14 protein-coding genes are annotated in these 19,720 nt (G+C 53.1%); 1 reads left to right on the plus strand and 13 read right to left on the minus strand.

The features are described 5' to 3' along the window. Window positions 1-40 precede the first annotated feature (40 nt). The 13 genes from MKY82_RS16960 to MKY82_RS17020 form a co-directional block, all read right to left on the minus strand. Window positions 41-1,939 (minus strand): family 43 glycosylhydrolase, encoded by a 1,899-nt coding sequence (locus tag MKY82_RS16960; protein WP_339293905.1) that lies wholly within the window; start codon window positions 1,937-1,939, stop codon window positions 41-43. 197 nt (window positions 1,940-2,136) lie between these two features. Beyond that, window positions 2,137-4,005 (minus strand): beta-L-arabinofuranosidase domain-containing protein, encoded by a 1,869-nt coding sequence (locus tag MKY82_RS16965; protein ID WP_339293906.1) that lies wholly within the window; start codon window positions 4,003-4,005, stop codon window positions 2,137-2,139. A gap of 37 nt (window positions 4,006-4,042) precedes the next feature. After that, entirely contained in the window at window positions 4,043-4,402 is a 360-nt protein-coding gene (locus MKY82_RS16970) for an ABC transporter permease subunit (protein ID WP_233354949.1), read from the minus strand. A gap of 125 nt (window positions 4,403-4,527) precedes the next feature. Next, on the minus strand, window positions 4,528-4,689 hold the full coding sequence (locus MKY82_RS16975) for a hypothetical protein (protein ID WP_181469868.1): 162 nt from the start codon (window positions 4,687-4,689) through the stop codon (window positions 4,528-4,530). 419 nt (window positions 4,690-5,108) lie between these two features. Further along, window positions 5,109-7,322, minus strand: coding sequence for an ABC transporter ATP-binding protein (locus tag MKY82_RS16980; RefSeq protein WP_339293907.1), 2,214 nt, complete (start codon window positions 7,320-7,322; stop codon window positions 5,109-5,111). 23 nt (window positions 7,323-7,345) lie between these two features. Beyond that, the gene (locus tag MKY82_RS16985; RefSeq protein ID WP_339293908.1) at window positions 7,346-7,873 is read right to left on the minus strand and encodes a DUF1854 domain-containing protein; all 528 of its coding nucleotides are present in this window, start codon (window positions 7,871-7,873) and stop codon (window positions 7,346-7,348) included. Beyond that, entirely contained in the window at window positions 7,870-10,167 is a 2,298-nt protein-coding gene (locus tag MKY82_RS16990) for an ABC transporter ATP-binding protein (RefSeq protein WP_339217306.1), read from the minus strand. The genes MKY82_RS16985 and MKY82_RS16990 overlap by 4 nt, the downstream gene beginning before the upstream one ends. 69 nt (window positions 10,168-10,236) lie before the next feature. After that, a complete protein-coding gene (locus MKY82_RS16995; protein ID WP_339217309.1) occupies window positions 10,237-11,007 on the minus strand; it encodes an alpha/beta hydrolase-fold protein in 771 nt (256 codons plus the stop codon). Between the two features lie 87 nt (window positions 11,008-11,094). Then, on the minus strand, window positions 11,095-12,837 hold the full coding sequence (locus MKY82_RS17000) for an SGNH/GDSL hydrolase family protein (protein ID WP_339217311.1): 1,743 nt from the start codon (window positions 12,835-12,837) through the stop codon (window positions 11,095-11,097). Window positions 12,838-12,884: 47 nt separating this feature from the next. Beyond that, a complete protein-coding gene (locus tag MKY82_RS17005) occupies window positions 12,885-14,588 on the minus strand; it encodes an RICIN domain-containing protein (RefSeq protein WP_339217313.1) in 1,704 nt (567 codons plus the stop codon). Window positions 14,589-14,624: 36 nt separating this feature from the next. Then, window positions 14,625-16,148, minus strand: coding sequence for a glycoside hydrolase 43 family protein (locus tag MKY82_RS17010; RefSeq protein WP_339217315.1), 1,524 nt, complete (start codon window positions 16,146-16,148; stop codon window positions 14,625-14,627). Window positions 16,149-16,192: 44 nt separating this feature from the next. Then, window positions 16,193-17,233, minus strand: a complete 1,041-nt coding sequence (locus MKY82_RS17015; RefSeq protein WP_339217317.1) for an endo-1,4-beta-xylanase — start codon at window positions 17,231-17,233, stop codon at window positions 16,193-16,195. Between the two features lie 99 nt (window positions 17,234-17,332). Then, window positions 17,333-18,637 (minus strand): endo-1,4-beta-xylanase, encoded by a 1,305-nt coding sequence (locus tag MKY82_RS17020; RefSeq protein ID WP_339217318.1) that lies wholly within the window; start codon window positions 18,635-18,637, stop codon window positions 17,333-17,335. Between the two features lie 308 nt (window positions 18,638-18,945). On the opposite strand from MKY82_RS17020, the gene MKY82_RS17025 reads away from it, so the two are divergent. Beyond that, window positions 18,946-19,719, plus strand: coding sequence for a helix-turn-helix domain-containing protein (locus MKY82_RS17025; RefSeq protein ID WP_339217320.1), 774 nt, complete (start codon window positions 18,946-18,948; stop codon window positions 19,717-19,719). Window position 19,720: the final 1 nt, after the last annotated feature.

Below are 19,720 nucleotides of genomic sequence, written 5' to 3' on the forward strand. Positions count from 1 at the left end.
GTTCAACAATTCGCACAAACCCAGAAAAGTTGTTGTTCCGTCAGCCTTCCACCAATGCTTCCACCTGCACATCCAGGTGTACGGACGCAAGCGCTGGATTCAGGTCCCTCTCTTCCGTCAAGCCCAGCATCGGTTCACCGTCAACGTCGAAATGTACGCGACGGAGACCCGAGCAGCGGGGCTCTCCGATGCCTGGACGAGCGTGATATACGCTCCAGATCGTTCCTTCCTCGTCCTTCACATAAGAATTGTGTCCTGGCCCGTATTCGCCCGGCACGCTTCTGGAGGTTAGCAGCGGGTAATTTCGCTTCGTCCATTGGTTCGGGTCAAGCAAATCAGCGTCAGAATTGACGCTGAGCATGCCGACGCAATACGTGGCATCGACCAGAGCACCGGATATCGTCACGAAGATCTTCCGGTCTGTCATGAGTGCAAAGGGCCCTTCCTCCACGAACGTTTGATTGTTCGCCCAGCCGTAATCGGGCTTGGACAGCAGGACAGGCTCCGATATCAGTCTCCACGGTTCCCTCGGATCCGCCTCGGCGATATAGATCCACGAGCCCAAGTCATGCGGTACCAATTCCCTTTGCGCCCAGAGCACATATAAACGGCCTTTCCGCTCTAATACGGTCATGTCCAGCGTTATGCCGGCTTGAAACAGCGGGCTTCCGTCATGCCTGGCGACCCGGATCGGGGTCCCCCAATCCGCAGCCATTCTCGGATTGCCGCCATTCTTTAACCGCATAACATGCGATTGAATGTCTTTGAATTCGCCGCTGCTGCCGGCAAGAAAAATATACAGATCGCCGCCGATGCCATGAAGTTCAGGCGCCCACAGAAATCGCTTCAGATGATCATGCATGCCTGTATCCAGGATTTTGGTTTCTTCTGCCGAGACCAGACCGAATATGGAATCCGCCTCCCGGATCGATATCGTATGGTTGCCGTCGGCATCATTGGTCGCGACAAAATAATACCTTCCGTCCCACTGCGCAATGCAAGGGTCGGCACGGTTCGTCGCCATCGGAAACGTATAGCGATCCTGCCGAATGCTTCCAGAAATGCGATAAGTTCCGGGACGGCTCCAATCGATCTCGGACGCATCCCACTCAATCGGCTTGATCGCGGTGGTGCCGTCACTGTATATCGCCGTCACTTTAACCGCTTGTAACTGTTCTTTGGACGAAACGGCCACACGCTCCGGGAGTTCATTACGCACATGAACCGGTACCGTAAGCTTATGAATCAGCCTCTGAGCCACGCCTCGCGATACACGTATCGCATTGCGGGGCACTGCTCCTTCAATGTCGACGCGTCTTGGGCTTAGCGTGAAAGCTTCGCACGGATTCGGCTTGGCAGCGTCGTCCGGGCATGTCACGTCCGCCATTTCCCTTTGATAATACCTTCCGTCTTCTTCACGCCAACGAAGGATATACCTTCGGGAAGCATGTTCATATTCGCACATGATATCTTGTACACGAAGCCCTTTCGTTAGGTTCAACAGACCGAGCTCCCGATACTGCAGCAAGTCCGGGGAAGTGAACAAAAGCACCGAGCCCTTGCTCTGCTGATCGGGAGAACCGTCCGCTTCCGTCCGAATGGCCAGTACGCCAAAGTTTCCGTCAGCCATGTGGAACAGGTACGGATTCTTCAAACTCTTGGCGGACAGCGTGCCGTTTGAGAGCTCGGCGGCTTTAGCGAACAGCACCCCCGAGTTGTGATTAAGCTCCCGATAACTCATCCCGTCATCGGTGTAAGCGAGATGCATACTATATGCAAGCTTCGGGGAATAGATTTCCGGTTCAAGCGGTTCTCTCGTATAGCAGAGAACGCTGTGAAATTCATTATCCATACGCTGCTTCTTCCCTCCTAACGGATAAGGCTTTTCAAGAATAATCTCTTCCAGCTTTGCACTCGGCTTCGAGTAATGAATATTCACTCCGATCGTCCCGCCGAACAGGAACGTTATATGAGACCTCCGACAGCTTACAACTCTCAAATCTCCATTACGGAAATGGCAATTTTGCCGATCTCAGTATCCGCCTGTTTGATCGTACTAGTCCTCAGCCTAGATCTATCGCAGGAATGGATATGTTGATCGGCTGGACACACAGAATATTTATTTTTCTCTCTTCACTATAATTTTGTACGCGTTACTTTGAAGTAAATTTGATAAGGTTCGTACCCGATATCCCGAATTCGTTTGAACGTGATGGCAGGTTCCTGGTTGACTGTCTTGAAGAAATACCGCCAACTCCCCCATTCACGTTCATTTTCGTTCTCGATAGCGGACGCAATATCCTCATCCCTCATATAGAGCTGCTGTTCTGATTCGCACAAGCCTGCCAGCACTTCTGGCCCGTATCGGAAGGCACCTGTTCGTTCGTCGTCCGGTAGCGGAACAAACCGAATGCCGATTGGCAGCATAATCGAGACGGTATCGCCTTCCTTCCATGCTCTGTGAATGTCATAGAAGTTCTCGCTGTCCAGAGTCGTCCCCTGCAGAACGTCATTGACGTACACGGATGCTCCCGCCATGATCCACTCAGGTATGCGTAAGCGGAGCGTGAACGTTGTCGGTGCGGCAGCAGATACAATGAAATCGTATTTGCGAAAAGTAGGTATATTTTCATTTGTCGACGCTGTATCATTAATAGCTTGGTACCCGGCCGTGTTAGACGAGGATAGGAGGCTCCCGCTCATTTTGTCCTGCGTCTGTACGATCCGTATGAGGGTTCCAGCGATACTTGTGTGCAACTCGGAATCGAAATATTGACTGATATAGACGATAACCCCGTCCTGATAATAAATTCCCATGTTCCAGGCCGCATTCGCCTGAACCATCGTGCCGTGGCAGCAGAAGAAGCTGTCGGTTTCCGTGCTCCACTCCTTGCGCAGACCGGCCTTCATGGGGAGGAAATAGGTCAGCAGGCCGGTTCTGGGATAGTTATGCTGACTACCAGTCAAACCATATTCCTGATAATAGGCTTGCGCCATAATGCCATTGTATAGATTGTACTCGATATATTGCGCGTAGGCAGGGTCGCCAGATTGACGAAATAAGAAATCTGCTAGTCGGATCATGTTATAGACAGTACAATGCTCCTGATTTTTGTCACCTAGGCGGGCCTTCATCTTCATCTTCGGCATCCAGACCTCTCCAGCGGTTTGACCGCCTGTCGCAAGGCTTCCCCTTTCCGTTACAGCGCAATTCCAATACGCTTGGACGATGGACAGCCATCTGTCGTCTCCGGTAACCTCATAAGCTCTCGCACAGCCGAGCACTTCCGGTATCGTAGTGTTAGCATGCATATTCGTAAGCGGATCCTTGCCCTCCAGCAAGGGTTGAAACAGCCGACTGCGATAATACCGGTCTAACAGCACACGATATTTGTCCGCTCCGGTTATGTGCAACAGATCGGCCCAAACCTCAAGCATTCCGCCTGTCTCCACATCGAGAATATCGTCGAATTGCTCTCTTGTGAATGTGCCGCTCCATTCGACAAACCAGTCCGCGAAACGATCCACGATATCCAGGGCCTGCCGATTACCGGCATATTGCCAGGCATCGACCAACCCCATTAATATTTTGTGCAAATTGTATTGGGGCGCCCAGATGCTTTTTCCGCTTGCAATCCAGTGCAGATATTTTTCGGGAATCGGACCGACCCACTGACCGCCGTTATCGCGTTGGCATTCATGCAATTCATGGACAATAGCATCCAGTTTGGCCTTTAATTCGATGTCGCCGCTTTCTTCATAATGCAACGCCGCACCAGACAACCAATGACCAAGAAAATGGCCGCGCAATTGGCAGACCGGCGTTTCCCAACCGCCGTGCGCACCTTCGGGAATCGTTCTTCCATGAAATCTTCCGGCCTCCAAATGATAATTAAACAACAGATGACCGCTGTCCAGCTTCATCAGATAGCTTCTGTTCGCTCGTTCCCTGCGAATCAGTTCTTGCTCTTTCAAAATGACCTGTTTGCCTCTCAATGCTTTCATTGAGTTCCTCCTTTCGATATGTCGGCAGAACGAGCTATTAATCTTTCAGCCCGGATACCGCAATGCCTTTAATAAAGTATTTTGTCCTAATATAAACAGCATAATAGGCGGAAAGAGAACCATCGTGGCCGCCGCCATCAACAACTCCCATTGAGCTGTGTAATAGCCAATAAATTGCGCCAAGCGCCAGCGTGAACTTAGATTCCTTGTTGATGTAAACAAGCGGGCCCAAAAAATCGTTCCAAACACCCAGAAACTGAAACAGCGCAACCACAATGACAGCCGATTTGGATAAAGGAAAAATAACATGCCTGACAATGTAAAAATAACCTTCTCCGTCAACAAGAGCTGCTTCGTCAAGTGATTTGGGGATCGTTCTATGAACTGCCCTATTCATAAAATGTTAAACGCTGCTGGCAAAATCAAGGGCAAATAACTGTTGGATTCGACCACCATTTGCCAACCGGGAAAAGTCGGGATAAGCGTGACAGCAGCCCTCTAACTTCCACATCGCTCCAGCTGTTACGCAAAGCGGACAGCAGACGGATCAAACCAGCGTGGAGTGAGCATCGCTCTTACGTCTTCGTAAGCTTTGTCGGCATCCAACGGTTGTACCCAGAAGTTGATGAACCACGCTCGGCTCCAGCCGGTATGTCCGACGCCGTTAGCCAGCCTGCGATCCATGTCGTTCGAGCCGCTGCAATCAGCTCTGGCGTGGAATTCACGTTAATACCTTCGCCCGGATAAAACGCAAACAAATGGGAAATGTGCGATGACCCGGCACCACTTTCTCATAATCATCCAACCACTCCCGGCTGGCTGGAGGTAATAAGTAAATATCGGCCGAATTGAAAATAGGTTCAATCAGCCCGTTATCCTCTCAGCCCTCCCTTAAACCGTTTCAGCCTGTCTCCGGTCGACAGCGTGTTTTTTCCCAGGCTATCTTGCAGATTTAGGGGCACCCGGATGAACAGTTCAGTGTAATCTTTACAATGTCGGGCAGCAGCTCAGAATAGGAAACTTGGCTCAATTTCTCCAGCGTTCATAAAGATCCATCTTTGTGTTTTCCATATCGTCTATTTCACAGTAAGCATCTGGCGGCGTCATACCACCGCGGAAGGATCGCTCTTGCGGGACATGCCGCGCTGGGCGGAGATCAGTTTGTAATAAATCCCCTGCTTTTTCATCAATTCGCGATGCGTGCCGACTTCAGCGATCCGCCCCTTGTCGAGAACGACGAGCCGATCGGCATTGCGAAGCGTAGAGAGACGATGTGCGATAGCGATCGTCGTGCGATTCTTCGTCACCCGTTTCAGCGCCTCCTGGATGGCCGCCTCCGTCTCGATATCAAGCGAAGCCGTCGCCTCGTCCAGAATGAGGATTCGGGGGTCGTTCAGCACGGCCCTCGCGATGGCGATCCGCTGACGCTCGCCTCCCGACAGGTTGTTCCCGTTCTCTTCCAGCCTCGTGTCGTAACCATCAGGCAAGCTGATGATAAAATCGTGCGCGTTGGCGATTTTGGCCGCCTCGATAACCTCTTCCGGCTTTGCGCCCGGCTTCGAGTATTGAATATTCTCCGCGATCGTCCCGCTGAACAGGAACGTCTCCTGCAGCACGACGCCGATTTGCGAGCGCAAATCCTCCTGCCGGATCTTCCGGATATTGATACCGTCAATCCGGATCTCCCCTTCGTTCACATCATAGAAACGGGAAATCAGATTGATTGTCGTCGATTTGCCCGATCCGGAATGGCCGACGAGTCCGATCATCTCCCCCGGCTTCACGGTGAGATTAATCTCCTTTAGGACTGGCTCATACGATCTGTAACCAAAAAAAACGTCTCGGAACTCGATCTTGCCCCGAATCCGGTGGCCCAACGCGTTGTTTGCATCCATGACTTCCGGCTGCTCGTCGATTACCGAGAATACGCGATGCATCGAAATGACCGCATTCGCGATCCAGCGCGGCATGAACATCAGCCAGGAAATCGGCCCGAAAATCATGGCGGCATAAGCGCTGAACTGGATCAGCTCGCCTACGTTCATCTCCCGGCCGATAATCATGTAGCAGCCGATCAGGAGTACGAGATATTGGCCGATCTGAATCAAATAATTCGAGATCGGCGATAAAATGCTGTACAACTTCTCGCTTTTCAACGCAGCAGCAGCGAATTCGCCGTTATATGTCCGGAATCTGCGAATCTCCCGCTCTTCCTGGCCGAAAGCCTTCACGACCCGAATGCCGCTGAGGACATCGTGTAGAAACGAGTTTGCCTTGTCGGAGATGCGCCACTGCTTGTGAAAAAGCCTGTTTAAGACATGCCTCCAAATATAGTAGTGCAAATAACCAACGAATGGAGCCGGAAGCAGCACGATCAGCGCCAGCCGCCAATCGGCGGAAAAAAGCAGCGTCGCTGAAGCGATCAGAATGAGCAGTTGGTGGATGGCCGTCGTGCACATTTCCTGAATCAAGTGGCGGATGCGGTCCGTATCGGCCGTCACTCTGTTCATCAGGTCTCCCGCTCGCTGGGACGTCAAAAATCCGAGCGACATGCTCTGAATCCGATCGAACACCGTTTTGCGCAGGTCGGCCGCAATGCCCATACTGACGCTGGCCATGATCCGGTTTCTGGCAATGCCGAGCAGCTCCCCGAAAGCCAGGGTGAACAGCATCCCAAGGAGTGCGAGCCAAAATACCCTTACGCTGGCCTCTTGTCCGGCAGGGGGGAGCAGCGCCGCGTTGACCAGCAGCTTCTGGAAGTAAGGCCCGGCCATCGCCAACGCCGAGGCAGCGATAAGGACACCTAGTCCAAGCATCAAGCTTCGCCAGTGTCTTTTGGATATGAGAAGCAGTCGTTTGAATGCAGCTGCCTTACTCATGCATCTGGGACACACCCGCGTACCCGGGACGAGCGCGCTTCCGCATTCCGCGCAAACCGGATCCCCTTCGTCACGATAAATCCGGACGGGGCGATTGGCGGCCATATCGTTCAGGATTTGGGTGATATAGCCGTACCTGGACGCATGCTGCATCGTCACCCTGACGATGATTCGTTTCGTCCCGTTCTCCGTGGCTTCAAGCACCGCATTGCCAACGAACGGCACCAGATGATAATCGCAGGCGTCCGCGATGTTCCCGTGATCCCGCACTTGGCCGTCCCGCACATGCGCCCACCTGCCGCTGCCGATCGCCAGGTATCCCTCCACCCGCCGCCCATCCAGCGACAGGTCGGCAGGGACGCAATAGTCGATCTCCTCTCCGATGACTTGCCGTGCTGCCGCGAAATTCTGCTCCGAAAGCGTGAAGTTTAAATTCATCGATATTCCTCCGTTATCGCCATCTACAATCTCGTTTCGATCATTCGGTATTCCTTGTCGCTAAGCTGATCCACCTGCGGGATGACGAACCGGTTCCCGTCGACGTCGATGATCAGCAGGCGGTTCTCCGCTGCAAACTTGACGCTGCCGCTGCCGTTTCGCACCGTGAACCGGCACCGTCCGGCAGTCGTTTCAACTTCCCAATAGGAATAGCCGAACTCCTCGCTTACGGCAATCACCTTGGTAATTTCCGGGGTAAAATAACGGATCTTCAGCTGCCTTTCAATGATAGAAGCCGTGCTTTGCGGAAAAACGTCAAGATAGCGGATCATACCGATCTCCTTGTTGTCCGCCGTTCGAATCGACAGGAAGGAGCGCTGGTTCGTATGCGGGAAGGAGCAATGAACGTAAACCGGCGAGTGCACCTCGCCTTTGGTCCAGACGGACAGCAGATGGCCCGTCGTCTCCGCAAATTCCGAATTGCTCGGTGTCAAATAACGGATGCCCGCGGCATCCGCCAGCTCCATTCCCTGGTGCTCTTCCATCCTCATGCGATGATTTCCCCTTTCATTTTAAGCGCTTCATCATGTTTGCGAACGAGCTCCCGGTAGACGCCCTCCATCGCCATCAGCTGGTCATGCGTGCCCGCTTCAACGACGGCGCCCTTGTCCATCACGACCAGATAATCGGCTTGCCTTAGCGTGGACAGCCGGTGGGCGATCGCGATCGTGGTCCGTCCTTTGACGAGCGAATCGAGCGCCTCCTGGATTTGCAGCTCCGTCTCGGTATCAAGCGAAGCGGTTGCCTCGTCGAGAATGAGCACCTTCGGGTTGTGCAGCACGGCCCGCGCGATCGACAGCCGCTGCTTCTCCCCGCCGGACAAGCTGTAGCCGCCCGAGCCGATCTCCGTATCGTAGCCGTCCGGCAGCTTTTGAATAAAATCGTGCGCGTTCGCGATTTTGGCCGCATGCAGAATGTCTTCCATCCGGCAATCGGGATCGGCGTACGCGATATTTTCTGCGATGCTGCCTGTAAATACATAGATATCCTGAGAGACGATGCCGATATGACGACGCAGTGAAGCAATCGAAAGCTCCTTGACATTGACGCCGTCGATCCGGATCTCTCCCTCGGTTACGTCGTACAATCGTGACACGAGATTGACCAGCGTCGACTTCCCCGCTCCTGAATGGCCGACGACGCCGATCATTTGCCCGGGTCTCGCGCGCAGGGACACCTGCTTCAAAATCGGTTTGTTCGGCTCATAGCCGAACGAAACGTTGTCGATCTCGATGTCGCCTTTCATTGTCACTAATGAAACGGCTCCGGGACGCTCTGCTACGCTAGGTACGGCGTCCTGGATCTCGAAGATACGCTGCGCAGCCGCCATGCAATTGGACCACCAGCCGATAATATTATTCATGAACTGAATCGGCCCGTACAGCATCATCATATAGTTGACGAACGTAAGCACTGAGCCAAAAGACATCCGGCCTTGCATCACGTACCAACCGCCGAACGCCCAGATCAATATTCCGCCCGCCTGCGTTAGAAAATTAAGAATCGGAAACACGGTTCCGCTCCATTTATTAAAGCGCTGCTCGGCACCGGAGAATGCATCGTTTGCCTGCTGAAAGCGGCCGATCTCTACCTGTTCTTTACCGAATGCCTTGACGACCCGCGAGCCGCGAACCGAATCGCTGATGATCGAATTCAGAGCGCTTACCTTGCGGTGCCTCCGCCATGACAAACGCCACAGCTTCGGGAACGCAGTCCGGACAAGCCAGAAGACCAGCGGCATCGGCAGCAGGCAGATCAGCGTAAGCCGCCAATCCATCCATAGGAGCACGGCAATGATGCCGATGATGTTCATCGCATTCACGATGAAGTAAGAAAGCCCGTCAACAAAAAAATATTGCAATTCCTGTGCGTCGTTGTTCACGCGGGTCATAAGATGGCCGGTCTGCCTGCGCATAAAAAAATCGAGCGACAACCGCTGCAACGAGGTAAATACCGCCGCTTTCAAATCGAAGGCAACCTTTGCCGCCAGCTTTGCGATGATGGTGCCGAACAAGATGCCGAACAACAGCGACAGCGTTCGGAATGCGAGGATGATCACGATGACCAGACCGATCCGCCCCGCAAAAGCGCCATTGCCGGCAAGCGCCTGGTCAAACAGCACGGTGCCCTGGAAATAAGGAATGACGAGACCGGTCGCCGAGTTCAGCAGCATAAACAACACGATAAAAAAGATGGACAGCCTATACTTGCCCGCAAATGACAGCAAACGTGCGAATACCGCATGCCTCTTCATGCATTTCGGACAGAATGGCCTGCCTTCTTCGGGGTACATCAATCCGCATGTCGGGCATGAGGCCCCGTCCGATTTTCCGTCAATTTCGAAGGCTTCAAACGGCTCGTTGTTCTTCAATTTATCGAAGGCTTGCGCAAACCGGACGGCCTGATTCATATGGCCGCTTGTGAATGCACCGATCACTCGCTCCTCCTTCTCCTTGGCAACAACCATGCCGGAAGCGACCAGATTAACGATGGTCACGGCTTCGAGCCGTTCGAGGGGAATGCGTTCCCAAGCCCAATCGCCGGAACCCTCTTGCTCCGGCTTGCCGGCAGCTTTGCGCCGGCCGGCTGCATAACCCGAAAACGTCTTCTCCTTCGTAACGCCGCTGCTGCGAAAGATGTGGAGGTGTTTTCGGGACAATACGAGATAGCTTTCTGAAAAACCGCCGTCCGGCAGCCGGTCACACTCCATCCCGTGCAGGAGATCAGCAGCTTTTATACCGTTTTGGTCCAAAATGGACACAATGTCCTTCGGCAATAACGTCATGATTTTACCCTTTCGTTTTTGGCTGAAAGTAAAAAGCCCGGCCAACATGGCGCAAGGCTTCCTTCAACATCAGTTATCTTTAAAAAGAAGCTGGGAAAAATGATACAAATCGTTCTTCCATACGGGCCAATCGTGTCCTCCGCTTTCCTCATACCAAACGTGAGGAACCCGATGCTCCGACAAATACGCGTGCGTCCGGTCGCTTATCTGCTTCAAATTGTCCTCGTCGCCGCATGACAGCCACAGCAATTTGAGCCGTGCCGACGTTTCTTCCGGATTCAGGACGAGCTGCTCCGGAGATTTCGTATTCGGAGCCGGGGAAAAAGCGCCAATCCATGCGAAGCGGTCGAGATGCTTCAAGCCGATATTCAGGGATTGCCCCCCGCCCATGGACAGCCCCGCAATCGCACGGTTTTCCCGGCCTGTCGATACCGAGTATCGTGACTCGATAAAGGGAATCAGATCGCTTAGCAGATCGATTTCGAACGTCTCGAACGCTTTTATTTTGTCCGGAGCAAACAGGTCCCCTTCCGCCCGATCATTTGGCATCGCACGGCCATTCGGAAACACGACGACCATGGGCGCGAGTTTCCCGTCCGCATATAGATTATCTAGTATCGTCTGCGGATCGCCATGACGGTGCCATTCCGATTCATCACCTCCGATGCCATGCAGCAAATAAAGAACGTTGTACACGTTGTCTTCCGCATATCCCGGAGGCGTGTAAATCATCGCCTTTCGATCATTGCCTACCGTTTCGGATGCATATTCCACCGTTTCGATTTTCCCCCTGGCGATCTCCCGCGGAACGTCGTATCCAGCCGGTGCCGTCTCCTTCATCTTCCTCTCCCCTTCATCTTTTTGATTGAGCGCCGCTTGATGTCCAATCAAACTTACCCATGGAGCGTGAAGCTATCTAATGCAATTTTATGGGACGTAACCGAAGCCCAGGATCGTAAATCGCTTATCCTCGTGGCCTTCCGCCATCTGGATCTCTACCGCATGTTCTCCTGACTTCGACTCATTGTACAAAATCACGGCGCTGCAGTGCGTCCAATTGACTTCATGCGGATCGGCGGTCTTCTTCAGCTTCCCGTCTACCCATATCTTCGCGGTCCCGAATGCCCGGCTTCCCGAATCTTTATAAACAAGGATAAGACGCTTGCTCCGGATGTTCATCTTAAAGCTGTGCTCGCCGGAATCGGCCGTATGCATCCAGTTGTGCGGAAATTGCGGCGTCCCGTATGCATGATCGTCCAGCTCCGCCATTTGCAGATCCGTGTCGGTGTCCGAAAAACCGCCGGGATCAATGCGGGCGATGCGATCGCCATTCCTGCGATCGAGCAGCTGCGTTCCGAAGAAGTCATTTCCGATCAGCGGAGGCTGTTCATCCGCCAGGTCCTCCTCGTGGAGGGGGGAACGATCGGTTACTTCGAATAACCAGTCCAAACAATCGGCCATCACCCGATGGCCCGCATTGGTTGGATGATAAATGTCGTAGAAAAACTGTCTTTTCGTTATCACGGTCCCTTGCTCCTTGGTCCATCGGAACTGTTCCGTGACCGCATCCTTCACGCTGACCATCGGAAGATTGTAATGCCAGCCGACCGGGGCCAGACGGTCTTGAAGATTCCAGTCGTTCACGAATACGCTGAACAGCAAAATCACCGCGGGTTTGTGATCGGCGCAAAGAGCCTTGAGTACCAGGCTCTCGTAACAATTTCCTTTCGTTTCGTCGCCTGCGTCGTTGACGGCAAACTCAACGATCACGATATCCGGCCGTACCTCCCCTTCTCGAAGCACATCCCGCTCATAGCGGACGATGCCGAGCTCAGACGGCGTACCGCCTACGCCAGCTTTGACAAGACGAATCGGGCTGTCGCCGGCGGGTGCAAACCTTCGCTTGAACAGGTCATAGGATTGGTATGCGTAGCATTGGGAATGGAGAGGGACAGCGCCGGCCCCTTGGGTAATGGAACCGCCGATGTAGGCGATGGTTACGGGCTCGCCCCGCTTCGCTTTTTCGATTGCCGCCTTTAATCGTTTGTTATGACCCGGGCTTATGAGCGATTTCTTAATCATGTCTTGATATGCTTGTGATTCCACATCGACCGGGGGGTCGACTGCAGCCTCGGGGATTTGGTAACCGTCACGAAGATAGAATACGATGCTGACCGTTGCCAACACGCCCTCTCGTTCAAACTCGAAGACGAATTTGCCTGGAACATCGTCATCCGGATATCGATCTTCGTCGTTATCCAGAACCAAGAGCGTTTCCGTGCCGTTCGCTCGACAGGTTATACTCTGCCGGGATCCCGTTTCGTATGGATTCGCATTTCCCCAATTCCAAAATGTGAACAGAACGCTCGATACGTCCCGTTCATGCGCATGAACGGATATTCCGATACTGTCCACCAGCCGGCGAAGACCCCTGCTGCTCTTTAGCAGCTCAAGAATGGCTTCATCCGTCACACCCCCGGTAAATCGGGCTTTATCGACGAGCTGACTCCCGTCCAGGTATATCTCTTGCGCGTACTTCCCATCGGGACGAGTCGTCGCTTCGATGATCGCCTCATACAGGATGTACAGTCCGCTGCGTTTGACTGCAGGATCCTGCGGCGCCACTGGACCTTCCGTTTCATTTCCCGCTGGCGTAAAATGGCCTGCCATCGTTCTTCATCCTCCTCACCTTGCCGCTCTCCACCTGTACGGCAGCGTCAATTTACGTTGATCAACTGCCATTGCTGATGCAAATCCCCTCGATAAGGATTCTGCTGGAGCTTCGCTCCGTCCGCGGACGAACCATCCGCCACTTCGACGGCTTTATTGCTGTTCGCGTTAAGGATGCTCCAGTATCCGTTGCTTAGCTTGATCAGGCGGAATCGCTGTGCTTGATTCCCATAATCCTGCATGAGCTGTATTGCTTCCCCGTTGTTTGTGGAACCGTTTCTAACATCCATCACCTTGCCGTCGCTCGAACTGACGCTGCGAAGCCGGTATACATTGTTGTATGCTCCCATATCGTCCGCAACCCATCGCTGGGCCGTGGCGTTATTGTCCGGCCATTGCTGCAGCTGCAGCGAATTGCTGTTTTGTCCGCCCGGGACGTCGATCACCTTCCCTGAGGCACGGTTCACGATTTTATAGGTTTCTCCCGATAAAATACCGTTCCATATGCCGTTCCATGGATGAAGCTGCGCACGTTCGTAATACCATTCGAAGATGAAGCGGGCCATGCCGTCCCGTGCCGGATCACCGTCGAAGAGCAGCCCTGCCGTCGGATCGGCAAACGTGCTTCTTGCCCCCGGCTGCAGAAGAAAACCGTTCATGTGGACCGCGATGCTGACGTTCCCGGCTGCCGTAAATATGGCTTTGGTGTTTTTGCCAAAGCCTTCATTCGAGCCGTTGAACAGCTCCCAGTACTCCGAGTCTCCCGGCAGCCGTTTGAACCAGGTCGTTTCCGTAATATTGATCGGATAATTGTCCGCGCAAGGCTTAATGTTGGTATCCCATTGCTGCTGGAGTATCGAGCCGTTATCCTTTGCTCCATAGCCCGGGTACCAATGCACGGCATATCCGAAGTTGTTCAGCGGATCGGTTAGCGGACGCGTGGCGCATAACTGATAATATTGATCCCATCCAAGGCCGGCGGCCCATATCACGTTATCTGCCCCTTGACTGCGGATCGTGGAAATGATGGAATTTTGAAAATTGCGCAGCGAGTCCCAAAACGCCGGAAATTCGGGATCGGACGGGTGTCCTCCCCAGCGACCGTTCGCATAAGACAGCACCGGTTCATTGATGATCTCGAACATGACGTTGTCCGCGCTTTTGATCGCAGGTTGTGCCGCAAGATATCCCCAGATTTGATTAAATTTCTCGAGATTGGCTTGCGTCGTTGCCTGATTATCCTGGAGCGTGAAGTCGAGGCCTAGCGTAACGTAGATTCCCTTGGTCTTGGCATACTGGATATAAGGCACGACGACGTTCTGCGTAAAGGACTGGAGACCGGCAAAATTATACGTTCCGGCCGCCACGTCGCCCATGTCTTCACGGTCGATAAAGAGCCTGACCTGGTTCATATACCAGCCGTGACTGTTGCCGTACTTCGGAGAGGTATCGGAAAATGTGTCGGTAATATCCTTTAAATACGCCAAAATGGCAGCATGACGATTCCCCCCGCTCCGGTTCAGGTAGTAATCGCTTCCCTGATACGTCCAGTACGAGCCTCCGGGCTGGTGCCACCCGCTGAGGACAACGGGCTGCCCCTCGCTGTTTACCAGCTGATTGCCGCTGACGCGAAGCTTGGACATCGGCATGCCCGACCATGCGTCGGCTGCACCATTATGGAGGCCCAGCGTAGCGGGCAGCAGGAGCAGCACGGCCAATAGCAGCTTGAGCGTCCATCCTGTTTTTTTCATACATCGATCAGCTCCTCTTCTCTTCGGTTACGCGCTCTAACGCTCGGCTTTTTCGTAACGAAAATAATCGAAGTCGGCATGGCCGCCGGTTTGCCTGGTCGCATAATAATAAAGCCCGATGCGATAACCCATAAAGTGATCCAAGGTATACCGCATGTTCAGCTCACCGCCGATCGGCATCCAATCAGCCCCGTCGACAGAATAATGAAAGGAGGCCACATCTTTGCTGTTCTCAAAATCAAAATCAATTCTCAAATGCACTTCCCTGCCGGGATACCGAACCGTTTCCAGCTCCTTCTCCCTGCCGCTCCCATCGTTTACGCTCATCGCTATGAACTTGTCGCCGTTCTCCGCGACCTTGACGCCGACAGTGCCGAAATGGCTTTGCAGAGCAACAAGCCCTGCATGATCGCCGGGCTTCATATGCCCCGTGTCCAATAAGACAGTCCCCGTGCATGCCGGCCCTTCCGTGCGCTGCGTCAGCGTATTCCGGGCCTGCAGCACGCCCGCCGGTGACAGGCTTCCTGTTGTCAGCCTTAGGAAACCGGGACGTTCAGTCACGGACCATAACCGATAATCCGGGTTGTGGTTCCATTGCCAATTCAGAGCCAGCTTATTCGATTCGTATTCGAATTCATCGCTGATCACGAGCGGCTTCGCAACGGCTTGCGGCAAGTCGACCTCAAACCGTTCCGGCACCTTGCCTTCGATGCCGAAGACGGGCCAATCCTCCTCCCAGGCTACCGGGACCAGGCAAGGGATTCTCCCGACGGCATCATGATCCTGGAACAGCATCGCGTACCACTTGCCATCCGGCGTATCGAACATCCCGCCTTGCGCGATTCCCTTGTTATGGTAGCCGAGATCGTCATCCAATACGATTTTTCGTTCATAAGGGCCCAGCAATTCCCGTGACCGGTAACAGATTTGTCTGCGCCGGCCGCTGCCGAACCCTGCCTTCGGCCATTCAATGAACAGCAAATAATAGTAACCGTTGATTCGATAGGCATGGCAGCCTTCGCAGCGCAAGCCGATGCCCTCCGTTTCCGTTTCAAAGAGCCGTTGGTGAATTCCGTTCGGCATAAGGGCGTCTGCATCGGCGGTCAGCTCGGTGATGTAAATGTCCCCGTTGCCGTAGATCACGAATACCCGGTCATTCTCAAAAAGCAGGCCCGGATCATGCCGCAGTCCATCAATGACGGATCTTTGCCACGGCCCATGAATGACATCGTCCGTGCGGTACACATAAAACCGTCCGGTATCGTTGCTGGAAAAGCAAACATAAAATTTCCCCCGATGATGGCGGAGGCTGGCCGCCCAAGAACCTTGCCTGTAGATATTGCTGCCGCCTTCCAGACGATGGGCCTCGTTGTCTTCGAACGTATCGTATACGTAACTAACGATCTCCCAATGCATCAAATCCTCGGACCTCATAATTGGACAGCCCGGCATGGAATGCATGCTGGTGCTGACCATATAATAGACGTCCCCTACCCGGATGGCATCCACATCCGGCACGTCCGCCCAAATGACCGGATTCTTGACCTGCGTCTTGTTCATCTGATGAATTCTCCTTTCAACCAATGGCGACAGCTGGAAACGACTTACGAACGTACATCCTGGAATGTTCTTTCAGGCTCAGCTTCCTTGAGCAGATTCCAATAGGATTCCTTCGGAAGATGATTCTCGTCAAAGACGAACGGCCAATTTTTACGGCCCCTTACCGGAAAATGATCCAGCCAGGTAAAATCGTCCGCCGCTCCCCAGAAGGTCACGGAAGCGATGCTGCCGCTGTACTCCTTAAGCAGCCGGAACAATTGCCCGTAACGCTCCGCCTGGCGCTCAAGCATTTCTGCCGTCGGCGCCGCCAGATCGGTCCGCTTATCCTCAAGCGCAAACACGGATACGTCAAGCTCCGTTACATGCAGTAACATGCCGAGGCTTGCATATCTCTCGATTGCCCTGCGGATATCGTCAAGAGACGGAAACTCCAAATTCCAGTGGGCCTGAAGCCCGACGCCGTGAATCGGCACATCCTGCTCCTTCAACGACTTGAGGAGCGCGTAAATCTTCTCCCGCTTCTCGGGCACGGATTCGTTGTAATCGTTATAAAACAGCAGTGCTTGCGGATCTGCCTCGTGCGCGTATTCGAAAGCCTTTGCGATAAAATCCTCCCCGATCGACGCAAGCCACGGGGAGGAACGAAGCAGATCGCTTCCACTGTCGGCAACGGCTTCGTTTACGACATCCCAAGCATAGATATCTCCGCGATAACGGCCAACGACCTCATCGATGTGCGATTTCATCCGAGCGAGCAGCAGCTCGCGGCCGGCTGTCCGGCCGGAACTGTCTTGAAACACCCATTCCGGCGTCTGATTATGCCATACGAGGGTATGTCCTCTCACCGACATTCCGTTCGATTTGGCAAACGATACGAACTGGTCGGCTTGCTCGAATGTATACACCTCTTCCGATGGGTGCAATCGCTCGAATTTCATTTCATTTTCTGCCGTAACGCTGTTGAAGTGGTGTGCCAATAAATCCTTTTGGGTCACCATCGTGATCGGATTCACGGCAGCTCCGATCTTGAAACTATTGCCGTAAGCTTCATGGAGCTTGGGCAGCCGTTCCATGCTTCTTCTCATCACTCGGTCTCTCCTTATCAACGTTATTTCGTAAGCGACTTAAAGCTATGGGCATTAAATCCATAAATGTTAGCCCGGCTATACGGAGATGTCCGTTTATCACTCCGTCCTTGCCGCCTTAACAACAGCCCAAAACGCCGGTTTGGGCTGATGCTGTCGGTCGAACAGCAAAGGCGCATTGGTACGTGCGACCGGAAAACCATGAAGCCAGGTATGGTCGTCGGCGATGCCCCAAAAAACGACGCCGCTGAGGATGTCCTTGTTTTGACGGAATGCCTTGAACAACTCGCCATACCGATCGGCTTGCAGGTTCAGGATTTCATGCGGAAGATCTTGGCCGTAATCACTGCGGTCATTCCACGCATAAATGCTCATATCGAGCTCGGTGACAAGATTGTCGAGGCCCAGCTCCGCGAATTTTCGCATCGAGGCGATGATGGAATCCACCGATGGGCCATAAATGTCAATATGCGTCTGATGTCCAACCCCGTCGATCGGAACACCTTGCTCCAGCAAATCTTTCACCAGCTGAAACAAAAGGTCCCTTTTCACAGGGTTATCCGTGCCGTAATCGTTAATATATAGCTTTGCTTCGGGTCCTCCGGCTTCCCGAGCCGCTCGAAATGCCGTTGCGATGTAATCGGTACCGGCTATTTTATACCATTCGCTCGCGCGCATTCCGTCCGGATCCCCCGGTTCAATGACTTCATTCACTACGTCCCAAGACGTAATCTCGCCCTTATATCGGCCGGCGATCGTCCTTACGTGGGTATCCAGGCGTTCAAGCAGCAATTTTTTGTTCGCTTCCTGGCGCTTGGGATCTGTCTCATCCACCATCGGCTTGCCTTCCGCATCTTGGAAAAACCATGCCCCGACTTGGGTATGCCAGACCAGCGTGTGGAAACGGACCTGCATGTTGTTCTCCTTGGCAAATTCCACGATCCGGTCGGCATTTGTCCATATAAATTGGCCTTCCGACGGCTGGATCGCATCCGGCTTCATGACATTCTCCGCCACCAGCCAGCGGACATGCTTCTTCAGCAATTCCGATGTTGGACCGTTGGTCTGATTCGGTTCGATCGCGGCGCCGATCGGAAAATCCTCCTCAAAGAGTTCATGCAGCGAGGGAATATCTTGCGATGCGGACGGCTGTGCCTGCGGCTCAGTTGACGCCGTTTGATTAGTGCCGGCAGGGGGTTCGGCATTCAGTTTTCCGTTCGACGCATCCGAATCCCCTGTTATCTCCACTGCTCCTTCCTCCGGTTTTCCTGGGGCCTGACTTTCGGCGGGGGGCTTGTCACGGCTGCCCATTTGGGGCAGGATTAACAGGACAACGACGGACGCTGCTACCGCAGCTGCCACTGCCGTGGCCGCCCATCGGCCACGTTTAGGCATTCGAAGCAAAGCATGACCTCCTTTCCACTTCGAGCAAGTGATAGGGATCCCGCTATGGGACCCGGCCCGAATAAATCATAACTCCATATTAGCGCTTACATTTTGTTGAAACAACCTGCCAAATTTGGGATCGTTCACCCGTCCAATCTCGGGTTGCCAATGTTTCTTCCGCGTACACAGGCCCCTTATATTTCTATAAGAAGTAAATATCGGTTAGAAATATAAAAATCGGCACATTGTGATTCGGGTTTCCATTCCCCATAATGTTATCAAACCGTATGAAAGCGTTATTACAACGAAGTTGGGGGGAAGCTTTTGTGCACGATGTTCTGTTTGTTGATCTGGAATCCCATGATGAAGCAACACTGGGAATCCGGCCGGATTGGAATGAGTTGAGATGCTCGCGGCTCCGCTGCGTCAGGTCCTCCTCGTCCGCCATGCAATTCATTGCTTTGGAGCCATACACCTTGGTGATTATCCATGCGCTTGGTTCAGATTCCGAAGGTATGGAGTTATGCGCAAACATCCGGCGCGTAAGTCAAGTTCCCATCATTGTTACCGGAGGCAGCACGGATTTTTATTGGACCCGGAAAGCCTTGCAGCTGCAAGTTCATGATTATCTGCCTGCACCGTTCACGGTCGAAGACCTCAACACTTGCTTGCGGATGATCTCGCCGGCAACCCATTCCGGTGACGGGTTTCCGGATAATAGATTGTCCCATGTCCATGCGGAAAAGGAGGATCAGGTCATTCAAGAGGTCAAGGAATACTTGAAGGATTCGATGTACCAAAACATCACCTTAAAAGAAATTGCCGAGCGGATGCATTTCAACTATTCCTACTTGGTGCAGAAGTTCAAGTTCCACGAGAAAATGACGTTTAACGAATATCTGCTGCAGCAGCGAATGGAGAAAGCGAAATTCTTGCTGACGCATACCGACATGAAGATATACGAAATCGCTGACGCGGTGGGATACAACGATATGGATTGGTTCTATAAAAAATTCAAGACTTATGTCGGCGTAAGCGCTAACATGTATAGAAAATTGCATGGATCCCGTACGGTTCCCGTTGCCTCTGGCCAGCACTAAC

Origin of the sequence: Paenibacillus sp. FSL W7-1279, from assembly GCF_037969845.1 — a bacterium.
Lineage (GTDB): Bacteria > Bacillota > Bacilli > Paenibacillales > Paenibacillaceae > Paenibacillus_AQ.

Coding starts and splice junctions, on each gene's coding strand:
- MKY82_RS17010 (WP_339217315.1), bottom strand. CDS start 16,148: ATGAACAAGACGCAGGTCAAGAATCCGGTCATTTGGGCGGACGTGCCG.
- MKY82_RS17000 (WP_339217311.1), bottom strand. CDS start 12,837: ATGGCAGGCCATTTTACGCCAGCGGGAAATGAAACGGAAGGTCCAGTG.
- MKY82_RS16995 (WP_339217309.1), bottom strand. CDS start 11,007: ATGAAGGAGACGGCACCGGCTGGATACGACGTTCCGCGGGAGATCGCC.
- MKY82_RS17005 (WP_339217313.1), bottom strand. CDS start 14,588: ATGAAAAAAACAGGATGGACGCTCAAGCTGCTATTGGCCGTGCTGCTC.
- MKY82_RS16980 (WP_339293907.1), bottom strand. CDS start 7,322: ATGAATTTAAACTTCACGCTTTCGGAGCAGAATTTCGCGGCAGCACGG.
- MKY82_RS17015 (WP_339217317.1), bottom strand. CDS start 17,233: ATGAGAAGAAGCATGGAACGGCTGCCCAAGCTCCATGAAGCTTACGGC.
- MKY82_RS16985 (WP_339293908.1), bottom strand. CDS start 7,873: ATGAGGATGGAAGAGCACCAGGGAATGGAGCTGGCGGATGCCGCGGGC.
- MKY82_RS16970 (WP_233354949.1), bottom strand. CDS start 4,402: ATGAATAGGGCAGTTCATAGAACGATCCCCAAATCACTTGACGAAGCA.
- MKY82_RS16990 (WP_339217306.1), bottom strand. CDS start 10,167: ATGACGTTATTGCCGAAGGACATTGTGTCCATTTTGGACCAAAACGGT.
- MKY82_RS16965 (WP_339293906.1), bottom strand. CDS start 4,005: ATGAAAGCATTGAGAGGCAAACAGGTCATTTTGAAAGAGCAAGAACTG.
- MKY82_RS16975 (WP_181469868.1), bottom strand. CDS start 4,689: ATGGATCGCAGGCTGGCTAACGGCGTCGGACATACCGGCTGGAGCCGA.